Source organism: Streptomyces agglomeratus (assembly GCF_001746415.1).
Lineage (GTDB): Bacteria > Actinomycetota > Actinomycetes > Streptomycetales > Streptomycetaceae > Streptomyces > Streptomyces agglomeratus.
Genome location: NZ_MEHJ01000002.1, coordinates 354,779 through 377,227, shown reverse-complemented (window position 1 = coordinate 377,227; position 22,449 = coordinate 354,779). Strand labels below are relative to the sequence as shown.

18 protein-coding genes and 4 pseudogenes are annotated in these 22,449 nt (G+C 66.5%); 14 read left to right on the top strand and 8 right to left on the bottom strand.

The features are described 5' to 3' along the window. The first annotated feature begins 228 nt into the window (after positions 1 to 228). Both AS594_RS38405 and AS594_RS48255 read left to right on the top strand, forming a co-directional pair. On the top strand, positions 229 to 1,119 hold the full coding sequence (locus AS594_RS38405) for an RNA polymerase sigma factor SigF (protein ID WP_069934129.1): 891 nt from the start codon (positions 229 to 231) through the stop codon (positions 1,117 to 1,119). A 141-nt stretch (positions 1,120 to 1,260) separates the two neighbouring features. Then, a pseudogene (locus AS594_RS48255) lies at positions 1,261 to 1,371 on the top strand (IS5 family transposase); the annotation flags it as partial. 2,637 nt (positions 1,372 to 4,008) lie between these two features. Here the strand turns inward: AS594_RS48255 and AS594_RS42250 are convergent. After that, positions 4,009 to 4,098, bottom strand: a pseudogene (locus tag AS594_RS42250) (transposase); the annotation flags it as partial. Here AS594_RS42250 and AS594_RS42245 point away from each other — a divergent pair. Beyond that, positions 4,071 to 4,472, top strand: coding sequence for a zinc ribbon domain-containing protein (locus AS594_RS42245; protein ID WP_420877919.1), 402 nt, complete (start codon positions 4,071 to 4,073; stop codon positions 4,470 to 4,472). The pseudogene AS594_RS42250 and the gene AS594_RS42245 sit on opposite strands and share 28 nt — an antisense overlap. A 329-nt stretch (positions 4,473 to 4,801) precedes the next feature. On the opposite strand, the gene AS594_RS42240 is transcribed toward AS594_RS42245, so the two are convergent. Beyond that, entirely contained in the window at positions 4,802 to 5,056 is a 255-nt protein-coding gene (locus tag AS594_RS42240) for a hypothetical protein (protein WP_079148583.1), read from the bottom strand. Between the two features lie 24 nt (positions 5,057 to 5,080). On the opposite strand from AS594_RS42240, the gene AS594_RS38395 reads away from it, so the two are divergent. Together AS594_RS38395 and AS594_RS45200 are read left to right on the top strand one after the other, a co-directional pair. Continuing rightward, positions 5,081 to 5,326 carry a hypothetical protein gene (locus AS594_RS38395; protein WP_069934127.1) on the top strand — a complete coding sequence of 82 codons (246 nt, stop codon included), beginning with the start codon at positions 5,081 to 5,083 and terminating at the stop codon, positions 5,324 to 5,326. Positions 5,327 to 5,361: 35 nt separating this feature from the next. Then, on the top strand, positions 5,362 to 5,502 hold the full coding sequence (locus AS594_RS45200; protein WP_167368164.1) for a hypothetical protein: 141 nt from the start codon (positions 5,362 to 5,364) through the stop codon (positions 5,500 to 5,502). A 1,369-nt stretch (positions 5,503 to 6,871) separates the two neighbouring features. Here the strand turns inward: AS594_RS45200 and AS594_RS38390 are convergent. Further along, positions 6,872 to 7,165, bottom strand: a complete 294-nt coding sequence (locus AS594_RS38390; RefSeq protein ID WP_069936311.1) for a hypothetical protein — start codon at positions 7,163 to 7,165, stop codon at positions 6,872 to 6,874. A gap of 447 nt (positions 7,166 to 7,612) precedes the next feature. Between AS594_RS38390 and AS594_RS38385 the strand changes: the two genes are divergently transcribed. Beyond that, positions 7,613 to 7,804 carry a cold-shock protein gene (locus AS594_RS38385; RefSeq protein WP_069934196.1) on the top strand — a complete coding sequence of 64 codons (192 nt, stop codon included), beginning with the start codon at positions 7,613 to 7,615 and terminating at the stop codon, positions 7,802 to 7,804. A 145-nt stretch (positions 7,805 to 7,949) separates the two neighbouring features. Here AS594_RS38385 and AS594_RS38380 read toward each other — a convergent pair whose 3' ends face one another. Further along, positions 7,950 to 8,513, bottom strand: a complete 564-nt coding sequence (locus AS594_RS38380; protein WP_240509367.1) for a hypothetical protein — start codon at positions 8,511 to 8,513, stop codon at positions 7,950 to 7,952. Between the two features lie 921 nt (positions 8,514 to 9,434). Between AS594_RS38380 and AS594_RS38375 the strand changes: the two genes are divergently transcribed. Beyond that, on the top strand, positions 9,435 to 10,007 hold the full coding sequence (locus AS594_RS38375; RefSeq protein WP_069934123.1) for a hypothetical protein: 573 nt from the start codon (positions 9,435 to 9,437) through the stop codon (positions 10,005 to 10,007). Between the two features lie 228 nt (positions 10,008 to 10,235). Here AS594_RS38375 and AS594_RS42230 read toward each other — a convergent pair. Together AS594_RS42230 and AS594_RS38370 are read right to left on the bottom strand one after the other, a co-directional pair. After that, positions 10,236 to 10,414: pseudogene (locus AS594_RS42230) on the bottom strand (IS200/IS605 family transposase); the annotation flags it as partial. Positions 10,415 to 10,467: 53 nt separating this feature from the next. After that, positions 10,468 to 11,259: a hypothetical protein gene (locus AS594_RS38370; protein ID WP_070343838.1), complete on the bottom strand. Its 792-nt coding sequence runs from the start codon at positions 11,257 to 11,259 to the stop codon at positions 10,468 to 10,470. Positions 11,260 to 13,473: 2,214 nt separating this feature from the next. Here AS594_RS38370 and AS594_RS44195 point away from each other — a divergent pair. The 4 genes from AS594_RS44195 to AS594_RS38360 all read left to right on the top strand — a co-directional run bounded on the left by AS594_RS44195 (position 13,474) and on the right by AS594_RS38360 (position 16,665). After that, entirely contained in the window at positions 13,474 to 14,073 is a 600-nt protein-coding gene (locus AS594_RS44195; RefSeq protein ID WP_141746946.1) for a hypothetical protein, read from the top strand. Between the two features lie 629 nt (positions 14,074 to 14,702). Continuing rightward, positions 14,703 to 14,975 carry a hypothetical protein gene (locus AS594_RS44190; protein ID WP_141746947.1) on the top strand — a complete coding sequence of 91 codons (273 nt, stop codon included), beginning with the start codon at positions 14,703 to 14,705 and terminating at the stop codon, positions 14,973 to 14,975. A 360-nt stretch (positions 14,976 to 15,335) separates the two neighbouring features. Next, positions 15,336 to 15,587 carry a hypothetical protein gene (locus tag AS594_RS38365; protein ID WP_069934120.1) on the top strand — a complete coding sequence of 84 codons (252 nt, stop codon included), beginning with the start codon at positions 15,336 to 15,338 and terminating at the stop codon, positions 15,585 to 15,587. A gap of 535 nt (positions 15,588 to 16,122) precedes the next feature. Continuing rightward, entirely contained in the window at positions 16,123 to 16,665 is a 543-nt protein-coding gene (locus AS594_RS38360; protein WP_218108872.1) for a hypothetical protein, read from the top strand. Between the two features lie 1,255 nt (positions 16,666 to 17,920). Here AS594_RS38360 and AS594_RS38355 read toward each other — a convergent pair. Continuing rightward, complete coding sequence (locus AS594_RS38355) at positions 17,921 to 18,382, bottom strand: hypothetical protein (RefSeq protein ID WP_141746948.1); 462 nt, start codon at positions 18,380 to 18,382, stop codon at positions 17,921 to 17,923. Positions 18,383 to 18,771: 389 nt separating this feature from the next. On the opposite strand from AS594_RS38355, the pseudogene AS594_RS46980 reads away from it, so the two are divergent. From AS594_RS46980 to AS594_RS45625, 3 genes and pseudogenes are all read left to right on the top strand, one after another. Beyond that, a pseudogene (locus tag AS594_RS46980) lies at positions 18,772 to 19,047 on the top strand (transposase family protein); the annotation flags it as partial. 41 nt (positions 19,048 to 19,088) lie between these two features. Continuing rightward, on the top strand, positions 19,089 to 19,919 hold the full coding sequence (locus AS594_RS38350) for an ISAs1 family transposase (protein ID WP_240509366.1): 831 nt from the start codon (positions 19,089 to 19,091) through the stop codon (positions 19,917 to 19,919). A gap of 293 nt (positions 19,920 to 20,212) precedes the next feature. Continuing rightward, positions 20,213 to 20,827, top strand: coding sequence for a hypothetical protein (locus AS594_RS45625; RefSeq protein WP_069934118.1), 615 nt, complete (start codon positions 20,213 to 20,215; stop codon positions 20,825 to 20,827). A gap of 382 nt (positions 20,828 to 21,209) precedes the next feature. On the opposite strand, the gene AS594_RS38340 is transcribed toward AS594_RS45625, so the two are convergent. Continuing rightward, a protein-coding gene (locus tag AS594_RS38340) for an IS3 family transposase (protein WP_240509409.1) occupies positions 21,210 to 22,447 on the bottom strand; the annotation gives its coding sequence in 2 pieces (ribosomal slippage) (positions 21,210 to 22,121 and positions 22,124 to 22,447; 1,236 coding nt in all). Positions 22,448 to 22,449 lie beyond the last annotated feature (2 nt).

Sequence of the window (22,449 nt, the reverse complement as noted above, 5' to 3'; positions counted from 1 at the left end):
GTGGGCTATGCAGATGATCACCCGGCAGGCAGTGAAATCCAGACCGTGACCGGCCCCGGCCCGGGAAAGACAGTACGTACTCGCTTGCCCTGGTGACCGCCTGCATGGTCCGGCACCTGAGCGTATGGCCCCCAGCCACCACCATGCGCCCCAGAGCACCCGCATAGACCTCCACGCGCGGGGAACACGCCGCCCGCAAGCACATCAGTCAGGGAGGGGGCAAGGACCATGACAGAAATCGGTCAGGGAAACGCTGCGATCAAGGCGCGGGCCACAGGGTCATCCGCTGTCGCCACGCCTGTCGGTGCGGGTGAGCTGCCCTGGATTGAGGACGCGGGGAAGGTCGCCCCCAAGGACGCGCGGGCGCTGTCCAAGTTGTTCTTCGACCAGCTTCAGGTCCTGGAAGAGGGCACACGCGAGTATCAGTACGCGCGCAACACGCTCATCGAGATGAACTTGTCTTTGGTGCAGTTCGCCGCCGGCCGGTTCCGCAACCGCGGCAGCGGCGATATGGAAGACATTGTCCAGGTCGGCACCATTGGTCTGATCAAGGCCATCGACCGATTCGACCTCTCGCGTGAGGTCGAGTTCACCTCCTTCGCCGTGCCCTACATCGTCGGAGAAATCAAGCGGTTCTTCCGTGACACCACCTGGGCCGTCCATGTCCCCCGGCGCTTGCAGGAGCTGCGCGTAGAGATTGCCAAGGCGAAGGAACAGTTTGCAGTCGGCCTCGACCGCGAACCGACCGTCAAGGAACTGGCCGCGCACCTCAAGCTCACCGAGGAGGAAGTCATCGAAGGACTGGTGGCTTCCAATGGCTACACCGCCGGCTCCCTCGACATGCCCACGGATGCCGAGGCCAGTTCGTCTAACCAGGCCCGAGTGCTGGCTGACGTGCTCGGGGAGCCGGACGCCGCGATGAAAAAGATCGAAGACCTGCACACCCTGGCCCCCCTCCTGGAGCAGCTCGATGAGCGGGAGCGACGCATCATCAACATGCGATTCGGTCAGGAGATGACCCAGTCCCAGATCGGCGCCGAGCTCGGCGTCTCCCAAATGCAGGTTTCTCGTTTGCTCAGCCGCACTCTGACCAAGCTCCGCACCGGCATGCTGGCCTGACCCATTGCACCCTCGGTCGTGCCTGCGGGTGCATTTGCGAAGTAGGGGCATGGGTGCCGCAGGATCGGGCAACCCCGAAAGGCTCCAAGAGATCATCTCGAACGCCGGACTGTTAGCCGCCATGAGCGTCAACAGAGCAGGCGCTTCAAGCGCCGGAGCAAGATCCTGGACTTCGGCCAGTCGCCACAGTACGGCCTGCTCGCCATCATGGACGCGATCTTGTACGTGGACCGCGCGGGGGTCCAGTGGCGCTAGCGTCCGCACGGCTTCGTGATAGTTCCGTGGAATCAAGCGCTGCAGGATGCAGCTCGTACCCTGCAGCGTCCCCACGTGCTGAGGGGATCCGTTGAACAACGAGGTGGCGCTGGGAAGAGGGGGGCCGGCCCCGGGCTGGCATGAGCGGGCGGCCGAGTGGCTGCGGGTGCCAGCTGCGGCCAGACCAGGCGCTGGCTCCCACAGGGAAGGGGCAGAGCCAGGCCGATGTCGCGATTTGCCGTCCGCCGCTGCCTCCGGACCCGGGTGAACCAGCTCGGCATCGGCGAGGGCCAGTTCGCCGATGGCCGTACACGTCGGCGAGTACGGCCTCGGCGGAAGACCTACCTGGTGCGGTCGACCGCACGCAGGCCTACGCGCGCTCGCCGACGGCATCAGTCCGCGCCCGGCATGCAAGCCCGCCAGTCTCGGCTAATTCGGCTGACTACGCCGATCGAGTCAACGGCAGCGGCTGCCCAGGCGGCATTCAGGTGAGCCCAGGCGTGGCGGCCGCGCCGTGCCGGATTGGTGAGACATTCTGCGTAGGCAGACAGGCGGGCGCATGAGCCCCCGGCGTGGCCGTCACAATCCGCCCGGGGGCCTATGCCTGCCTAGGGACAACAGCGATTTGGCTACCCCTACGCCAGCTGCTCCCGGTCCGGGCCTCGGCGTCAAACAGCCTGGCCAGTTCCTCGGCCACTGCCCGAACCGACGACTAATCCCTGCTGGAGTTGCGTCTCTGCGCCGTTCTTCGAGCAGGGACTCGTGCATCTGAGGCCAGAGCCCGGCATGGTCCAATCTCGTGATCGGCACCAGTTGGTTATGAGTCACGCGCGCGGAATGTGGCAAACCCGAGACCGTGCTGCTGCACTGTCGGCTGAGCGTGACCGGGGAGCCTGGCGATGCGGGGGTGTGCAAGAGGCCGACGCCCAATCCGCCGGAGCGGGTGGCAAGGGCGCCGGCCAACCGAAACGCACACTCCGCGGCAGAACCCGAGAGGCGGTCTCGTAGCCAAGTGTAGCCGTCCGGCGCCACGTGGTGTACATGCTTCCTCGGCCACGGTGAGATGAACACCCGCAACCTGTGGCGGGGAGAGCGGCAGCGCGGCGGCCACCACCACGACCGGTGGGCTCCGATCATCCGACTGGACTGCGGCGTCTGAGCGAGTACAGCCGGGCCGAACCGGTGCTCCGGCGCTTCGGCCGCAACCCGATGCAGCCCCTGCGGGAAGCGATCGGCACCCCCGTCGCAAAGCCGCCGATGCTCGGGCCGGGAAGAAAAGGTTCGCCAGCGAGACTAATAAGGAGCGGCTGAGGAGTGCATCGCCGGACCAACTGGGCGCCCCGCAGGACACCCACCCGAAGCTGTGCGGCGACTGCAAGGACCGAGCACGCCAAGAGGAGGACGCCAGCGAGCGCCAGGAGCAGGACCAGGCTCCCGAGCAGAAGACCGGCGGCAGGCTCTCGTGCCTGCGGCCCTGACCCGGGCAAAGCCTCCCGTCGCCCACGGCGCGGGCGGCCCAAGGTGGCCTGAGCAAGCTCGCGTTGCCGGCAGCCGCTGGGAGTCTGGGACGCATGGGGGCCCTCAAACCGGTCGTGCGTGATACCGGGGTGTCTGATGCCCGCGCTCTCAGCCGGTCTCGCCTGGCGTACGCCGTACCTGGGTGAGGCCGGAGGTCGGCACCGCTGCAGTCCCTCCAACACCTCACGGATAGTGTCATCGTCGGCGGAGGCGACGTCCAACACCACCGGGCCCGTCTCGGCGATGTGCTGCTCGTCGAAGCGCATGCCCTTTGCCACGACCGCCCCGGCGTACGGTTCGCCGCCTGCCTGCGGACGGGTGCCGACGCCGCGAGCCCGAGCATGACCCGCACCGGCGACAGCGACGGCCAAGTGCGAACTGGCCCAACGCCGTTCCGGGGTGAGCTGAGCACGGGCAGGCGACATCCGTGGAGTGCTAACGGGCCGGTGACGGTCGGGTTGCGGACGGGTGCCAGGTGGTACCCGCTGCCCCGGCGAAACGTTAAGTCGCGCATGGAAACATTCGGAAACGTCCCTGCTCTGGTGGAGGGAGCCCCGCTGCCGGGTGCGTACTGGCTGCACGTGCCGCCGCGCACAGACGACACCTGCACCTGGTGCGCCCAGCTGTCGCAGGACAGTGCCCAAGGCGCGAAGGCGGGTCCGGCCGAGGAGTCCGGCGGGTCGACCAGCGAATCTGAGCCCGCCGCTCGGATGCCGCGCGTGGATGCCTGGATGGCAGAGATCGTGCGGATGGTGATGCTGTCGTGGCCGCGTGCACAGTCGTTTCAGCGACGCTCGAGTAGCCCTGACCAATCGGAGCGCCAGTGAAGAAAGGCCTTTGCGGTGACCTTGATGCGTGGGCGCAAGCCACATGTGAGCACGGCGCTCGGCCGCCTGACCGGCCTCGTTGCAGGGGCCGGTACGGTACGCGAATGCCGTCAGGCCTGGGGCGCCGCCCATAGTCGAGTCCGTCCCCGCACCTGACCGCTTGCCCACAGTAGGTCACGCGTTCTGCCTCTGATCTTGCGCAGTACTTCACCCTTCAGAATGGGGGTGAAGCGCATCGTTGACGCGGAGGCGCGAAGCGCTGGTGTTCTCTGCGCCTTCGTGGTGTCGGTCAGATGGGCCGCTTCTGGTTGTCGATGTACTGCTTGATCACGGTCAGTGGCGCCCCGCCGCATGAGCCGGCGAAGTAGGAGCCGGACCAGAAGTGTCCGCACGATGCTGGAATACAAGGCCGCGAAGTTCGGCCGTTGTTTCCACCGCATCAGACGCCTCGAGCCGACCTCTCAGGTCTGCTCCATATGCGGCGTCAAGGACGGACCCAAACCCCTCGGCATACGCGTATGGGAATGCGGAGCCTGCGGGGCGGTCCTCGACCGGGACATCAACGCGGCGGTCAACGTCGCCCAGGCCGCCGGACTGGCGGTATCAGCCTGCGGAGCGCGGGTAAGACCGGGACCGTCCCGGCACAGCGCGAAGAAACAGGAACCCACCCGAAGCCCCAGCCGGCGACCACCGGCAGGCAGGCGGGAAACTCCGCCCCTTAGGGCGGAGAGGATGTCAACCAGCCGCGGATGATCGGCGCTTGCCCCTTCCGAACACCGTTTTCGATGGTACGGGGGCCCGAGTCGGAGCTGCCGCTCATTCCTCTTGGGCTCAGCGCTGGGTGAGGCGGAGTAGCAAGGTGAATAGGTCTGCCCAGGCCGTGGGCCAAGGGCGGGGTGGTCGTATCACCGCCGCGCAGCTGCTCATCGTTGCTGTTCATGCCGTTCAGCGTTCCAGCCAGCACCGACAGGGCGGGCCGCAGGCGCGACGGGCCCGGCTGGGGCCTTGCGTTCCATCGGTCTCGGATACCCCTACGTGCCATGGGTCCACCAAGGGCGTCGCGCGGCAACGCCTGACGTACGTCATTCCAGTGGATTCTTGCGCCCAGGTGCATCTTGTTCATCGGGCCCCGGATAGTCCACGTCGTCCTTTGCCGTCGGCAACGTCCGGTGCCCCTCGATGTGTTTGTTGACCCAGCCGCAGTGGGGACAGGCATACCGGCCATCAAGGCCTGCGATCAGCGTCCTGCACTGACGGCACTCGGTCTCCGTGATCTCCGGGGCGTAAGCGCTTTCAGCCTCGGGCAGCGGGTCCAGTTCCGGGGGCCAGGTGCTCATGCCCTGGAGGCTATCCAAGCCATCATGCTGGACCAGTCGGCCCCGGAGCGGGAGCAGTCTTCCGGCGACCTGCTGGCCTCACGCCTCGACGTGGCCACGGCCCCGCCTGCAGGCGGCGACCTGGATGGCGCGCGGAACAAGCTGGCGGTGGTGCTGGGGGTTGCTCCCGAGCGCCGGACCGCCAGCATCTCCAGCCGCTTGCCCGCCTTTGGTGACCTTCTTGCCCAACCAGCCTCGAGGTGCTGGAGCTGCCGGGCGTCATTGAGCTGACGACCCGGCCCCGATCGTGGCCCACTTCGCCTCGTATGAACCCTGGGGTCGAGCAACTGGGCGTGCCGTTCGTCGCAACGATCCAGCGGGCCGAACAACTGGCCGAGGACGTCATCCGTGACAAGGGCGCATTTCGCATCACCTGTCTGGGCGGCACTCTCATCGGCCGCAACTAAAGCAAGAGCATCGGGAGAGGCATTGGGCAAGCACCACCGACCCTGCCCGCCGTATCAGAGCTCACGCGCCGTGCCATCGGTGGACCGTGATGATCCGCTGGTGAACCTGAACTCGTGTTGTCGGTCGGATCGTGGTGTCGTGCAGATCGGAGACCATTGGACGCTGGCCGTTCGCGCCGAGGAGGGATCAAGCGCGTGGCTGCAGCCAGTGACGCGCGGCGGCCAGTGTCACATCGATGTCATCGCTCCATGAACAGACTTCAAGCCATGACAGGTAGCCGTCCTGCGTAAGTCCAGGACCTCACCGGGGCACTCGCCAGCCTCGGTGACGAGCTGCGCTTCGGCCGCCACGACAGTGCTGGGACCAGTGAGTCCGGGCTTCACTTCGCTGGTGTCGAGTTCGAAGTAGGCGGTACCGCACCCGCATGTACAGCGTGCTCGTACGCTCAGGTGCGTAACCTGCTTTCGGAGCGCGGCATGAATCGGATCGTCCGTGCTCAGGAGTGCCGCAAGCACGTCGGCTGTCGGTAGGGCAGGCTCACGGTCATCCCCTCAACGCCCAGCGACTTTTGTATCCGACCGTGCCCGGCCTATCCGTGGGCCGTTGGAGGGAAGCATGCCGCGGGCCGTGAGACGAGTGCCTCAAGTGGGAAGGGTCAACCTAGCGCGTGCCCGCCGCCTACCTGACCACCTGCTGAGCGGCGGGCACGTGGCATGGCTGCGGTCAACCGGGTTATGGATTGCATGTGACGGACAGTGATGAGCGTGGGCCTTCCACGACGCTCCGCTGACTTCGCGGGGCGGTGAGCCGTCGGGGCCGGCGCCCGGGATCGGCACCTTGCCGAAGTACGCGTCCCTAGCGAAAGCGGGCGTGTCACCTGTCTGTACAGCAGCGAGGTGCAAGGCCAAGGGCCAACGGTTGCCGTTGGACGCGAGACGGTCCGCGGTCACACCCCGGCAGGAAGGGGCGATGGCAATAGTCGTCCGGCTCATTGGCCCTGGCCCCTTTCCACGGGCTCCGGCCGCGCCCTGGTAGCCCCCGCACTGTCGCAAAAGCCCACGCGGACGAACCAGTTCAGGTCGTCCTCAACGTCGGGCTGGGACGACCAGCGCAGTGAACGCCTGTCCCAGGCGCCGTCGACGGACCAAATTCGTACCCGATGGTGAACGCTTCTCCAGCTGTCTTACTTCTCCGGCAGGTGCACCGGCTGGGATCCGGTCTGGAACATCCATCGATCACCCGTCGGTGGTCCCTCGCCACCGGCCACCCCGCTTGGGCACCCGATCGAGGAGTAAGAACTCGATGCGCGCCCACTGGCGCGGCCGCCGGCACACGTTGGCCATCGATCAGACGATCTGGAGGAAGCCGCTACGCGCTGCCGATGCCATCGGCCTTGCTGGCTGCCTTCCACCAGTCGAGCACTCGAGCGGCTATCGCTTCGGGGCGCAGGCCGGCAGGATCGAGTCCGAAGTGATCCTCCAGCTCGTGTCGCAAGAACTCACCGATCTCTCTCTGGTTCGCGCTGCCACGGAGCCGCTGGAGCAAGAGAGCGAGAAGGCAGTCGTACTCGTCTTGCACGTCGTCAGCGACGCCAATCGGATCCCACTCGTTGAGCAAAAGCCGCAGGTCGTTCTCGATCGACGGGGCCCATGACTGCTGCATCAACCCAGAGTGCCACTCGCAAACGCCGACCGGTAGGTCGCCCCGATCGCTACGACGCATGAGGGGAACATGGCGCCCCCAGGGCGCGCAACACCCAAAGCGCGCCCTGGGGCCAGAACGCGGTCACTCGTTCGATCTTGCCATGCCTGCGCCCCGAGCCCCGGCCGTCGAGGGCCTGTTCCCGCGAAGCTGTAGTCAATAGGCGTCTGTAGCCTCCTCCTGCCCTGACAGGAACCACGTCCCCCTATCGCGGAAACCGTGCATACCGCGACGCGACTGGAAGGGTCTCTGCGGTGGCCCGAGTAGCGCCACATGCATTGTTCTGACGATGCACCACCAGCGAAATTCCGCCTTCCGGCGGCCGTCTGGCACGTCGCTCCGCTCCCCGCCCTCTACCGGCTGGAATGTTCCGCGGGCATCCCGCCCGGCTACCAGAGGGAGTACATGATGGCCGAAGGCACTGTGAAGTGGTACAGCGAAACCAAGGGATTTGGTTTCATCACCCCCAATGGGGGAGGCCGAGACCTCTTTGTTCATGGCTCGGGGCTGATTGACCGGGTGACGATGAACGATGAGGTGTCGTTCAAGGTGACCCGGGTTGATACAGGCCCATTCGCCGTAAATGTCACGATCATCTAATCTCCCGTCCCACGCAGGTGGCAACCCGTGCCGGCATCGACGTGAGGTCACCACCTACCATTGATCGGGCTCGCTACCGAGGCCACTTGCCCAGAGCCAGGGCAGCCTAGGGACGGATTAGGGCCTGTTCGGCTCACAGAGTGTGTTAAGTCGTGGCCGGTTGGGGCACTTCGAGGGCGTCGGCCACCTTCCGCGCCGTCGCCGCAACCTGCGGCGGGAGGTAGCTGTCCAGGGCGTCGACGTCGTCGCACAGCCGCGCCCGCAGACCATGCAGGCACGCCTCAGTGAACAGCACCTGCGGATCGACCTCCGGCCTCAGTGCATCGTCGGCATGCCGCCGCCCCCACACGAACCGCAACCGCGCCTCAGGGTCGCTGACATCGGGGGCAGGCCCGCCCAGCAGACCGGCGAGCTCCTGCCGTTCCGCATCACGCGGCCCGCTCGCCCGGCTCTGCTGCTGCTCGACCTGCATGTAGTTCCAGAGGGTGTCCGGTCCCATGCCGGTGTGCTGGCAGTACGCGGCAATGAGCATGGCTGCCATGTTCATCGTGTCCGCTGCGTCCGTGGCCCGGTACAGCGTCATCCCCTTCCAGGTGGGCGCCTGGTCGAGCTCGGTGTACCGCAGTACCCCCTGGCAGTGCTGGACTGCCTCGGAGACCAGCTGGTGAATTGCCCGGCGCAGGGGCTCGGGCATCGGGGTGGATTCCATGGCCGCACGCTAGAGGAGCCGCGCCCCGGACACCGAAGTCGCGGCCTTCGATCACCCGGACGGACCAGACGCCCTGGACACGGGTTATCACCCGCCTCCCCTCAAGGCTTCGCAGGGGTGGCAATGGGACCACCTCACCGACGTGTTCGACCTGTATACCCACGCGTGCGTCGAACGCTGCCACGCACGCAGCGCCGCTCTCGGCCGCCCTGCTGCCACCGACCTCACCGCTGCATGAGAAGCCGCACCCGGACTTACCCCGGCCCTGCAACCGACAAATGCCGCACCAGTGCGCCCTGTTGCGTGCGAGGCCCCGGCGGGCGCACTGACCATGAGGTCCACGCGCCCTGTCCGCCTCACGAAAGGTCCTTCAGCCACACGTCGGGCGGCACGTCTCCGCGTTCCATGCCGAGCCGCGCGAAGATAGGAACATCACTTGGCGTCGACCTGGAGCCGTCCGGCTGGTGCACTGCCGTGCCCTTCCCCCTCCGAGTAAGGAACGGTTAGCTCAGTGCACGGGGCCGTGGCCATGGCGAGGGGCAGGTCAACCGATCACCTAACGGCTCACTATTGCCTACGGGATTGTTGCGTAGGGGGTATCACGCGTCGTCGTTTCCCTGGGCGGCGTCCTGCAGCCAGTCCACCAGTTGGGCCGCGTCCCAATGTCAACAAGGCGTTTGCCCTGACGCAGCGATGCATCAGCCCGCTCAAGCAGCTTTGCTTACAGCAAGCGGAGCGTCGAGGTAACGAGGGCCTGCGCAGGCAGAGTTAAACGGGGCGTGCAAACCGCACAGCCGCCCAGCGGGACACCGCCGCGCCCCCTGACACACCACTCGCTGCAGCCAGACCTGCAACCCACAGGGAGGTGGGTAACTCATAGTTAACCGACACCACTGCAGCCCGAGCGAACGGACCGACCGCGTGACGACCGCCCACAGCGCATCCTCCACCGAGCGCATCCCCGGACGGGCCTGGACCATCCGGCTCACCGGCCACGCCGACCGTTCGGCGACCGTCACTTGCAGCACCTCGGCATGCCGGATGCCGCCCCGATCCAAGGACCTCATGGCGCTACGCACCTTCGCCGCCCAACACGTGACCGCCCACGCCAAAGCCGCCACCGTCCGCCCCAACGCCGCCTGCCACTGCCGCGCGCAGCACTGCGCCACCCACGAACCCACTCGCGTCCACTGCGCCGGCACCGTCGTACTCATCCTGCGCCACGACCCGACCGTCGGCCGGGTATGGACCCTGGAAGAGGTCTGCGAGAGCTGCGCCCCCCTGATCGCGAACGCCAGAATCTTCGCCCGAGCTGCACAACCGCGAGTGCCGGCGCCCGCAGAGGCCGCCAAGAGCATCTCGGTACCCGCGCAGTCCGGTGCGCCCGGCGGCTTCTTCTCCTCGCCCTCCGCTCCTACCGTTGGCGAGCCGACAAGCCGTCGCCCTGGCCGCGCAGCGCGGCCGCCACGCCGCGGCGCGGAACAGGGGCGTTGACCCCGGCGCGCTGGCGACTGAGTCCCCGACTCTTGAGAAAGCACCTGCGGCAGTTAAGTCTGCCATCACGAGGGTGGGTGATGGCTGCCCAGGAAGAGTGAACCCTTCTCTGGGGTGTTCTACCTCTGATCTTGCGCAGTGCTTCACCCCTGAGGGTGGGGGTGAAGCGCATCGTTGGCCGGGAGGCGTGAAGCGCCGGAGTTCTCTTCGCTTTCGGGGTGTCGGTGAGATGGGCCGCTTCTGGTTGTCGATGTACTGCGACCAGGGTCAGTGGCGCCCCGCCGCATGAGCCGGCGAAGTAAGGAGCCGGACCAGAAGTGTCCGCTCCACCGGTGCCGGCGGATGTGGCTGTCGTACTCCTGACGGAGCCTGCGGGAGCTGACCTCCTTGAGGGAGTTGACCAGCCGGTGACCACCGGCAGGCAGACGGGAAACTCCGCCCTTTTAAGGCGGAGAGGATGTCAATCGCGGTGCCAGCCAGCGTGTAGCGCGAGGAGGGAGCGGGCGGATCGCTGGGAAGTCTGAATGCTGCGGGCCGCCTCCAGTTCCTTGGAAGAAAGGACACAATCTCCCAGCGCAATCTCCTCCAGGCGCTCCAGGAGCTCGTTCTCGGGGACTGCCATCGTCTGGCTTAGCTTCCACATGTCCTGTCCGCCAGCATCTCGTGCTCGATCGAGATAGATCATGGAACCGCTGGTCGCGATTACCGGGCGCCGACTATTGCGCTTCCTACCGCCGGTGCGCCGGTGTTCCGCGCGATCCCACGCCTGCTCCCAGTCACTGAGCGCGACGTCTCGCACTCCGCAGGCCCGAGCAAAGTGGGTGACGAAGTCCCGGGTGGGACGCCCTGTTTGCTCATTGAGCACTCGCCAGACGGTGGAGTGCGACAGCCGCCCGCCGCTGAGCTCCTCCACCTCCTGGCAGGACCTTGCACCGTCTTTGCGGTACAGGTCGACCAGGGCCAGGTGCAGGTCAGCGAAGTCGCGCACGCGAGCGATGTGCTTTGGCTTCTCCTTCAGCGGCTCGGCGTCCTGGGTCTGCCGATAGCGAGCCGCCTTCCAAAGCCGGTCCGCCTCGGCCAGGTTCGCACCGCATGCCCCTGCATAGGCCAGAACTACTTTCCGCCGCGGGACTCCGCGCGCCCCCGAGGCGGCACGCAGGAGTGTGTCGGCACTGCACTTGGCCGACTCGTTTTTGGGCAGTGAGGCCCAGCGGACCTTCTCCGTGCGGAAGGCCATCTGGGTGTAGTTCATTCCTGCGTTCTCGCGCTGGCTCCGCAGCCACTGAGCCAGCATTTGGAGTGCCTTGTCACACGGGGCAATGGGGTTTTCGCGTCGTCCCATTGTCAGTTCACCGCCTGCCTTGTCGCCTTGGGCTCGCACAGCTGGTGAGCTTCACGCCGATGGTGGTGGCCCCCGGTCAGCAAGGCGATGACCGATATGCTCGGCATGCCTGCCAGGCAAGGGCGCCGGCGAGAACCAGCACCATGATGACGACCGCCTCGGGGGCGGTCAGAGGGGTGGAGCTGGACCGCACGCATGCAGCGCGGGTAGGGCGGCTGAGCACGGATTCCCTCCATTGGGTGTGGCTCCAACTGGATGCACTCAACGGCGGTTGGCTCGCGCCTTTGGAGTGGCACGCTCAGATGCTGTCGTAACCTCACACTCCTGGCGGATGTCTGCTGCCAGTAAGCCGCGATATCTGGCGCTGCTGCGCGTCAGGCTCGTGATCCAAACTGAATCCACAGGCACCTCCCGAACATGCTTGAGTGATCAGCTCAAGCGGGCGATCCTGGGTCAGGGCCTCGTGCGCCTACGCGTGAACAGGTACGGACGCCCCTCCGGTCTGTGGCTCCGACCTCGACACGGGATATTCACGGTGGCCGCGTTGGCGAAAGGGCCCCGCAGCGAACCGGGCGATACTGCCTACAGGCATCGAAGGCGGCCCGGAGACATCGTCCTCCGGGCCGCCTTCATACTCTTCGCACGGCAGGCAGGGGAACGAGCACCTACGAGCGTGCGCTACGTCATCCGCAGGGGTTGGTAGGCGTGCGCTCCGAACCGCCCCCGGGGACCTGTTCCTTCCAGGGGGGCGCCGGACGAGAGCACAGGCTCCTCCGCCAACTGGACGGGGCGAGGAGGAAGGCTGCGGCAAGCGCGGACTGAGTGTTGGTCGGGCCGCCGACGGCTGCGGTTCAGAGAGCCACCCTTTTCCAGTGATCCGCTGCGCGATGCACGGCTGCGCGACCGTGATGGCCGCCGTCGGCGTGGCTCTCCGTTCGTCGTGCGGTCAAGGTAATAGCTCCGGCGTGGGGTCGGTCGGCATCGGGAGGGAGGGGCGCTGCTGACCTACCAGAGCCACCGTCCAGAGAGCTTGAGCAGTCGTGGCTGCTCTCAGAGCGGCCTCGAGCGCTTCTGGTGCGTATAAATTATTTTCTCCGCTGGGTGGGATAATCCATGTCAGATGCCCAGACTCGCGATATGGAGGGGGCACAGCTACCCAGCATCCGCGCTGTGCGTACCGCAGCCCTGTCCCGAACCACTCGTCGTCAGCATCGCATGGCAGGAAGAAACCGATCCTGCGCGCTTTTCGATGTAGCAGCGTCGCCCCAGGTGGTCGGGTCTGATCACCCCACAGCACCTCAAGAGCGAGCAAGCCAAGATGCTCGGGCACGCTAAGAACGTTCCAGCGGCGCCCGGCCTCTAGAAGCGCAGTCCCAGGATCGACTTCCCATTGTTCTTTGCACGCTCGGGGCTCCGGAGCCGCCGCAGCAAGCCACTCAACGCTGCGCATCCAAATTGCATCCCACACTTGAACCTCCTACAACAGTGACCGGCAGGCTCATCCTTGTGATCAGCAAGTAGGCTGGGAAGGGTGGCGAACCCTGGCGAAAAAAAGCCGAATGCACGCCTGGCAGGATGGCAAACCCCGGGCGCCGGGCTGATTACGACAGCCCCCAGCGGCCTGCCGCGGTAGGACGACGCCTGGCTGGTGAGGCCGCCACTGTCTGGCGCAAGCGGCCGGAGCCGGTGCTGCGTCGGCGAGGCGTTCCATCGCACCCGACACCCGCAGTGTTGCCCATGCGGACCCACCCTTGGCCTCTCGGACCGGACAGAGGGAGCCGCCACGCCAGAAGCCCGTGCTCACATGTGCACCACCCGCGACAGACCGGGCAAGGGCCGGCCGGTTGCCCACACTGCGCGGCGGTGGCTAGCGACGCGTGGCCTTGTGCCCAAGTGTGGCGGACGTACGTGCGAAACCAAGAGGGCAAACGTTTTCCTTCCCCCGCCTCTTATCTCCATTCCGCACCAATGCGGCTCGCCACCCTCTCCGGTATCCCCTTTGCGTGGGCAGGTATCTCAGTTATGTCCGCTCCATAGACAGTCCGGTTTGTGGGCCTTATTGTTTGGAGCCCAGGCATGAAGCCTCGTGCGCAGCCCGCGTCGATTGCCATCCAGGAGTGACCGATGCCCTTCCCCTTCATCGCACTTGCTCCACTCGCCGCGAAAGCCGGAACGATCCTCATCGTTCATGTCATGCATCGGGCGGCTATCAATAAGGCGCGCCTAGCAACGCCTGCCACCACAGCACCTAGCGACTGGGGCGTCGAGCGGGTGTCACGCGGAGACCTGGAGCTGGAAACGGACTATATCGAGCGGCAGGGCGTATTCACCAACAGCTCGAAGGCAACCGTAAAAACCGTTCGAACCGTCACTCACCGCTGGACCCATTCCGTTTCCGTCGAACATCAATGGGAAGTCGGTGGACGCCTTGAGGCGTCGATCATGCAATTCCTGCAAGCGGAAATGCAAGGCACCTATGCTCGGCATAGTCGGGAAGGCACCGAGCGAGAGTGCGAAGCCTCCCAGCTGATCGAAATCAAGGTGGAGCCGCGCACCCAAGTAGAGGCGATCGTTCACTGGCGGCGCAAGGTCCAAACAGGCGAGGTCATTCTGGTTCAACCGGATCGATCGGACAGTGCTGACGGGAACGTTCAGCGCGTGACAGTGCCCTATCGCGCGGTCATCGGCATGACATGTGACGTCGAAGTCAATGATGTGACCTGAGCACGGTGGCCGCTACAAGTAGGGCTCCCAGGCCACCACCGCCCCAGTTCGAGTCGTTGCCATTGCGCCGCTCCCGGCTGGTCCCTGCCCTCAGTGTCAACAGCGGGGACAGCACCGTTTTCGCGCGGCTCCCTCCAGGCTCGTGTGGATGTCTGCCCTCTCGCCCCACAGTGGGCCATCACTCCCACCCCCGGGAAAAGCCCCTCTGACGGCCGGAGCCATGAGGGGGCACAGTCATGCATAGATCAGCTCTTCGGGACTCTGAAGCAGTTCCAAGTGGTCTTGCCCGGGGGTTGCATGAAACCGGAGCACCTGCAACGACGCTGCCATGCATCGTATGAGACGACGTCGGAAGAGCCGATGACATCCTTGTTCGCCGAGGACTTGTACCGATTGCAGCCGACGGCTACGACGCGGTCGTGCATGCGGGCCACGACCGGGCTATTGCAGCCGAAGTAGCTCCGGGAGGTTGGCGTACGAAACGCGGGGCCGTAGGCCAGCGAGACACGGTGCACAGCAGCGTCGCTACGGGACGGCGCTGCTGTTGCGTTGGCCTGTGCCGGCGTGTCCTGGAAGACATTCGGTCGTTCAAGTCGGAGAAGTCCACTCGTATCTGTGAGGGAGTCGCAATGCGCCGAACCATTACGGCAGCCGCCATGGCTGCTGCTGCCTTGACGCTGGGATCCGTCAGCGCCGCTCAAGCTGCTGACGGGCCGAAGACCCCAAATCTGGGCGGCGTGGCCGCCTTGGGCGGGGAAGACCTGGGCAACAGGGTGGACGGTGCCGCCCAGCGTGCCTCCAACCTCGCCGGAGACGTGGGGAGTAAGACAGTGAAGAAGGGAGTCCCGGCGGCGGGCAAGGTAGTGGGCAAGAGCGCGAAGATGGTGGCACCTGCGAAGTAGCAGGCGGGGCGAACACCGGTCACGCGGGGCGCGGGCACGGCGACCGCGCGGCGGCGGAGCAGCAACGAGGTGACGGGCCAAGGGGGCTTCGCTCGAGGACTCGGCCCGCATGGTCCACGCCTTATTACGAGCCAATCGAACCCGAAGATCACGATACCGGCACCGGTGTCCACGACGGACGACACACCGACACTCACCCGCGGCACCCAGCGGTAGCGGCGGTGGATCCGGCGCGATCCTCCCGGCTTCTCCGCCCCGTACGCAGGTCAAGACCCGGCACCGGCGCTGCCGCCGCTGCGCCCCCGCCCCTGCGACAATCGACGAGCCGTACACGCCCTTGCCCCACCTAACGGAGCTCTGGTGTCTGAAGACTCGACCGACGAGAGCCCCGGCCTTGCAGACGCCCAGGACGTCCTGGACCGCATAGAAGCGCTGGCCGTACGACAGCGTCAACAGGTCGAGCAGTCCCGCACCCAAATGCTGGCGAAGCTCTCCCGCGTCCAGGATGACCAGAGCGCTCTGCTGGGCCGGCACAGCGAGATGCTGACTCAGCAAGGCGAAATGCTGACCGAGATCCTCACCATCCTGCGCGGCACAAACCCCGCCGGCTGAGGCGACCGTGCCAGCCTCGCCGCCATCATCAACCTCGGATCTTCGAGCTGCTGTCCGGCTTGCTCGGCAACGACACCAGCACGGACTGAACTGGGCACTGGACGTCTTGCACCGCACCGGAGCTCCGACGGTGTGGTCGTGGATAGGAAGTGCGAGTACCTGCCGCTGCGGACGGTAACGGCTCTGTACCTTGTCGACGTTCTTCGCCCGTCTGACGAGAGCACCGAGACTTTTGGTATGAATTCCCGGTATGCCGGAGGGCGCCAGCTGTCGGGTTCCTGGCTCAAGGATTGCAGTGAACCTGCGCGGCAACAGCGGCGCCGCGGGTGCCCGAAGACCTCCTGGTCCCCGGGCGGCAACGGGGGCGCCGGTCTCCCCGCTGCCAGGAGTGCTGCTGACACCGGTGGGTTGCCGAGCGCGGCAGCAGGTAACGACCGCTGGACCGGCTCGGGAACCATTACGCCGGCTCCTGCGTGACCTCTTGCTGTGTAGTCGGCTGATGGGGGACCAGATGAGAACGCGAACGATCGCGAGCGTGGCGATCTCGGCCTGTGTGGCGCTGGTGGCGTGCGCATGCAGTCCGGAGACATCAAAGGAGGACGGGGCCGCGAAGCCCTCGCGGCCGTCCTCGCCTATGTTGGCAACAGAGCCGTCGGTCACGCCGCCGGCGTCAACTGGGACCGAGAAGCCGTCTACCACCCCGACCGGTGACCAGCCTGCTCCTCGGACGAAGGCGCGCGCGATCCAGCGGTACGAGCACTACCTCCACGCCCTTGGCCGTGAGGACATTGACACGGTATGCGAAGTGGCCGGGCCGGGCGCGAAGAAGGCGCAGGAGGAGGGATTCGGTCCGTGCACGTCGACGTACGTCGTTGTGTTCCAGATGATCTCACCCGCGCAGAAGAAGGCCTTGCAAACCGCGACAGTCGATCCGGAGGGCATTGCTGTGCGCACCCTCGACAAGATTGAGATGCCGCTCGAGGCGGTCAGGGCCTCCGCTACGTTCTCCGAGAGTGACCTCGGCAGTTACACCCTGGAGTACATCAAGAACGATTACTACATCGTCGACGGAAAGTGACGCGACGTAGGCGAAGCCGCCTGGCGGCAGAAGCCGACTCAACCGGACGGTCCCTACGAGCGCTTCGTCCAGTGTCACCGACTCCAGTTGCGCCCATGGGATCCGGCAGCGAGGCTGCACTGGACAGCACACACCAAGGGCTGAGGCAACGTCGGCGTGATGCTTTAGGGGTTCGGGCGTGGGAACACGATTGTCGGGACCGTGGAGTTACGTCCATGGCTCGCTTCGCCGGGACTCAACGGCGCCGATGAACTTTCGCACCACCCACCCGGTGGGGTGAAGAGGGATGGGGACAGGCGCGGGGTGACTGGATCGCACCTGACGCTGACGTACCTTGCACGATGTGGCCCGGGTCCCCTCGCCCCCGGTTCGGGCTATGCGCTGCCGGGCCTGACGGGGGCTGAGTTCGGCCCGGCAGTACCCCGATCACCAGATTGAAGGGACGCCCGGGCCAGCGAGGCCATCACATTCACCACGATGGGCCCGAGTGCCACGTTCTTCTCGCCGCCTGCCCGGCGTGCTCAGACCAAGCCACTCTGCTACTGCTTGTGAGCATTTTCCAAATGCACAGATGCTGCCCCACGAGCAGGCAAACGCTGCTGTGAGAAGCGAACGAAGCAAAGCGCAATCACCGGCTGCTGGACCGTTTTGCCTAGGAGCCGAGGTGGTATGTCGACTGGCTGAAGGATGCATCACTGGCCCCCCGCCAAACCAGCTGAGGGCGCAGGCCACCGACGCAGAAGCCGTCGTAGAGCGCCTCGCAGCCCGATCCGGGCCGGCGGCAGCTTGCAGGTCGGGGTGACGATCGCGGCCAGGACGGCGAGGAGCGAGCGCTAAAGGGAGGGCGATGGCGGAGACGAACGACGGCCCCATCACCCCGCGCGTTAGTGCCCGATCAGCACAGGGGGGGGCGCCTGTGTGACGCCGGGAACGCGACGGCCAAGTGCGGGAGTTGGGTCGGCGTGGTGAGCCGATAGTGGCAGCGTTCAGGCCCGCTGCTGATCCGATTACCGCGACCGTGACATCGGGAGTGCACGCCGGGGGAGCGCTGGCCATTCGTCTCGTAGGGTTCGAGGCGGCAAGCTCTAGAGGGATGCAGGTTCGCAGGCCCAGAATGGCGGGTCGGCCTCTCAAGGATGCTGGCGTCCGGCCGCTCGTGTCCCGCCGGGCTCAGAGGCGGGCGGGGGAAGTGGATCCGACGACTCAGGAACCGCTCCACCGTCCGCCGAGCGGAGGTATTCGCTTCGGCGCTTCCTCAAATCGTCTCGACGACGAATCTGATTTCGTAGTTGAGTCCGTCCTCGACTTCTTCGTCGATGTGCCGGAACCAGGCAGAGGTCACCTCAATGTCATGTCCGTCCACGTGGTCCTTACACCACCGGGCTGCCTTTAGCACGGCCTTGGAGTCATATCGGCCGAAGAAGCGCAGTACCGTCAACGTGTCCACTTCCGCTTCGGCACACCTGGTTACGGCAGTCTGCTCGCACAGGAAGCCCACCGTGGGGCCTGCCAGCAGTGCTCCGCCAGCTGCTGGAAACGTGTGGGCACGACTCAAGACCATGCGGTGAGGGTAGACCGTAATCAGCCGCGGTTCCCGAGCCGCGCAGTTATCGCAGTGACGGATCAACCGCTCGGCGTACGCCCGATGCGGCATCGTGTGGCTGTCCACGGCCACGTGCATCAGTTGCCGCGCGGCGGGCTGTGGCGGGCGGCTCAAGCACTTTCCTCAGCGTTCGTATCGCCGATTGGCTCGCCGAGCCCGCCGTCCAGGCCGCCGAGCGGTATGTGGCGTGGCCACTTTGGCCGGGGACGGGCAATCGGGTCGGGATTTGGGGGACCACGGGATAACGGAGCAAGCCCCACGCCCGTATCCCCGGCGCGCCCCGGGCGGTCAGGGCCGCGGTGAGCACCTCGTCGGCTTGCCGGCCGCGCTGTGAGCTGACGGCCGTAGCAAGTTCGGTTCAGTAGCCAGGGCTGATTCAAAGTCTTGGTGATCACGTGGTTGTGCAGGTCAGGCGGCCGTGGTGGTGAGGCCGTGTCGGACGCAACGAAGCTCCGGTTGTCCGGGATGACCTTCCCAAGTCGCCCTGAACCACCGGAGCTTCGATGTGCCGTCAGTCTGCCACGGTCTGTCTGGTCAAGTCGCCCACCGCCGAACAGCGTGCTCTGCCCTCGGTGGCAGGCCGGTTGGCGATGCTGGTCGATCCGCGTGGCCGGCGGGGCCGGCGGCATTCGCTGGTATCGGTGCTGCTCACAGCCTGCTGTGCGGTTCTGTCCGGTGCCCGTTCCTATGCGGCTGTCGGGCAGTGGGCGGCGAGCGCGCCGCAGGACGCCCTGGCCCGGCTGGGTGCGCGGGCGCTCGGGCCGCTCGGCGTGCGCCGGGCCCCTGCCGCCTCCACGATCCGCCGGGTGCTGACGCTGGTGTGCCCGGCGGCCTGGCCGACCTGCTCGGCCGTGATCCCGCGGGCGCCAAGAGTCTGGCGGTGGACGGCAAGAGCGCCCGGGGCTCGCGCACCGATACCACCGCGGCAGCTCATCTGCTGTCCGCGGTCCTGCCCGGCGGATACGTCGTGGCCCAGCTGCGGGTGCCGGACAGGACCACGGAGGTCACCGGCTTCACGCCACTGCTGGCCCCGTTCGACCTCACCGGTGTCACGGTGACCGCCGATGCCCTGCATACCTGCCGGAAGCACGCGAAGTGGCTGGTGGAGACCAAGAAGGCGCACTACCTGCTGGTCGTCAAGCGCAACCAGCCCACCCTGCACGCGGCCGTGCGCGCGCTGCCGTGGAAGCAGGTCACCGCACGCCGCTACGACCGCGGGAGAGGTCACGGCCGCCGGGAGACCCGCTCGGTCCGTGCGCTGACCGTCACCGGCCTGGGCCTGGACTTCCCGCACGCCACACAGGCCGCGAAGATCGTGCGCCACCGCGCCTGCGTGAAGACCGGGAAGGTCACCCGCAAGACGGTCTACGTGATCACCGACCTGCCCTCCACCACCGCATCCCCGCAGCTCATCGCTCAACTCGCTCGCTCACAGTGGGAAATCGAGGCCGTGCATCACGTCCGGGACACCACCTTCACCGAAGACGCCTCGAAGATCCGCACCGGTCACGGCCCAGCCAACATGGCCACCCTGCGCAATTTCACGATCAGCACCCTGCGCACCGCAGACCACCGCAGCATCGCCGCCGGCCTCCGCCACCTCTCCTACAAGCCCCACACCCGCCCACTCGACCTCATCGGACTGCCCTGAACAGCAACACCCTTTACACAGCAGGACTTTGACTCAGCCCCGGCCTCTCTGTGTCACTGCGGACTCACGCCGCCCGGTTCACGGACTGCTGCAGGTGACGAAAGCGCGAAAAGCAGGGCGCTGCGTCAGCTGTGACAGATTCAAACCTGTCAGTTTACAGCCAAAGTTTGATGATTCGCTCTACTTAAAGACATTTGATCAACCTTCGGGATGTGGAATGCCTCCCACCTCTCTACGTTGATGAGTGTCGGTAGGGGAATCTCTCCCTCCGCACAAACCGAAGGACGTATCTCATGCGCTTCCTGCGCACCACGGCCACTGCCCGGACCTTCCTCATCGCCTCGATCGCCGTAGCGGGACTCACCGCGACCCCCGCTCTCGCTTCCGCGCAATCGGGTTCGGTCGGCGCCCGGGCCGCCCTCGGTGTTCTCGGCGCTCCGGGTGCCAATGGTGCCAACGGCGTCGGACTCCTCGGCGGGCTCGGCGGCCTGGGCGGCACCGGCGGCGCCGCGGGTGCCAACGGCAACGGCGGCAACGGAGGAGCGGGCGGCAACGCCACCGGCACGGCGAGCGTCGGCGGGGGCGGCGGCGCGGGCGGCGCCGGCGGCGCCAACGGCAACGGCGGGAACGGGGGCGCGGGCGGCGCTGCCGCTCTCGGCGGCAAGGGTGGCTTGGGCGGCGTGGGCGGCGCGGGCAACGCCGGTGCGGGCATCGCCGGCGGCAAGGGCGGCAACGGAGGCGCCTCCAAGGTCGGCGGCGGCTTCAAGGGCGGTACGGGTGGCGCTGGCGGCGCCGCCAGCCGCGTGTGCCCGGGCAAGAACGGCGGCAACGGCACCCCCGCCACGCTCACCGCGGACGGCACCACCGGAGCCACCGGTGCGGCGGGCAAGACCACCCTGCCCTGCTGAACGCACGGGTGAGCCCCTCGAAATGCCGTACGGCCACCGCGGCCGATCGCTGACTGCAGAGATGCGGTGCCGAGGCCAGTACGCGTCGCACGCGCACAATCTCGATGCGATCTTGGCCAGACTGACGGCATATCGAAGCTCCGGTGGTTCAGGGCGACTTGGGAAGGTCATCCCGGACAACCGGAGCTTCGTTACGTCCGGCACGGCCCCGCGACCACGGCCGCCTGACCTGCACACCCACATGATCACCAGGACTTTGAATCAGCCCTGGTTCAGTAGCGAGGAGTTCGGTTAAGGCCGCGGGGCAAGGCGCAGTCTGGGTGATAGGTGATGACACGCTCGTACGGGCCTTCCCCCGTGAAGGTGGGCACGCGGTTATTGATCACGCGGCGAGCGTGAGTTTAGCGGTGTGGTGTCGGCGTTCGTATTCGTTGGGGCTGAGGTGGCCGTTGGCGGAGTGCCGGCGGCGGGTGTTGTAGCGGGTCAGCCAGGCGAAGACGGTTCTGCGGCAGGTGTCGGCGTCACCGTAGTCGTGGGTGCCCTGGAGGGTCTCGCGTTTCAGGGAGGCGTGGAAGCTTTCGCAGGCCGCGTTGTCGGCGCTGGTGCCGACCGCGCCCATCGATCGGGTCACTCCGAACTGGTCGCAGAGGCCGGCGAAGGCCCGGGAGCCGTCTTGGGCCCCGTGGTCGGAGTGGAACACGGCACCGTCCAGGCCGCCTCGGGTCGAGGCCGCCATCCGCAGTGCGTCGGCGACCAGGCCGGTGCGCATGTGGTCGGCGATGGACCAGCCGACGACCTTGCGGCTGAAGCAGTCCAGCACGGTCGCGAGATAGAGGAACTCCCCGTTTTTCAGGGGGAGATAGGTGATGTCGCCCATGTATTTCAGGCCGGGTTCGGTGGCGGTGAAGTCCCGCTGGAACAGGTCCGGGACCGGTGAGGTGGCCGGGTCCGGGACGGTGGTGCGCACGCGTCTGCGCAGGCGGATGCCGGTGATGGAGAACGTCCGCATGATCCGGGCGATCCGCTTTTCGTTGACCCGCCGTCCTTTCTCGCGGAGCTCGGCGGTCACGCGCGGGGAGCCGTAGGCGCCGCCGGATGCGCCGTGGACCTCGCGGATCTCCTCGGCCAGGACCCGGTCCTCCCGCTGCCGGGTGGCCCGGGCCTCGGCGCCGGCGAGCCATTTGTAGTAGCTGGACCGGTTCACGTCCAGGACCTGGCAGAGCCGCTTCACCTCGTAGGTGTTGCGATGGTCGTCAACGAACTGGAAGCGGCTCATCACCAGTTCGTCTCTCCGGCGAAATACTTGGCCGCCTTGCGGAGGATGTCCCGCTCGGTGGCGAGCTTGCGCTCACTTGCCTCGAGCTCGGCCACCCGGGCCTCCAACTGCCGCACCCGCTCGTTCGGATCAGCGGACGGCACCGCCTCCCGAGGCTGGGCGCCCGGCTTCGCAGCCGCGGCGGTGATGCCACGGCGTTCGCGGTCCCGCAGTACCCACTCACGCAGGGTCGCCCGGTTGACGCCCAGGTCAGCGGCGATGCTCTTGTAGATCGCCCCGGGTGTGGACTCGTACAGGGCCACGGCATCGGCCTTGAACTCGTCCGAATAGTCCTTCATCGCCATCG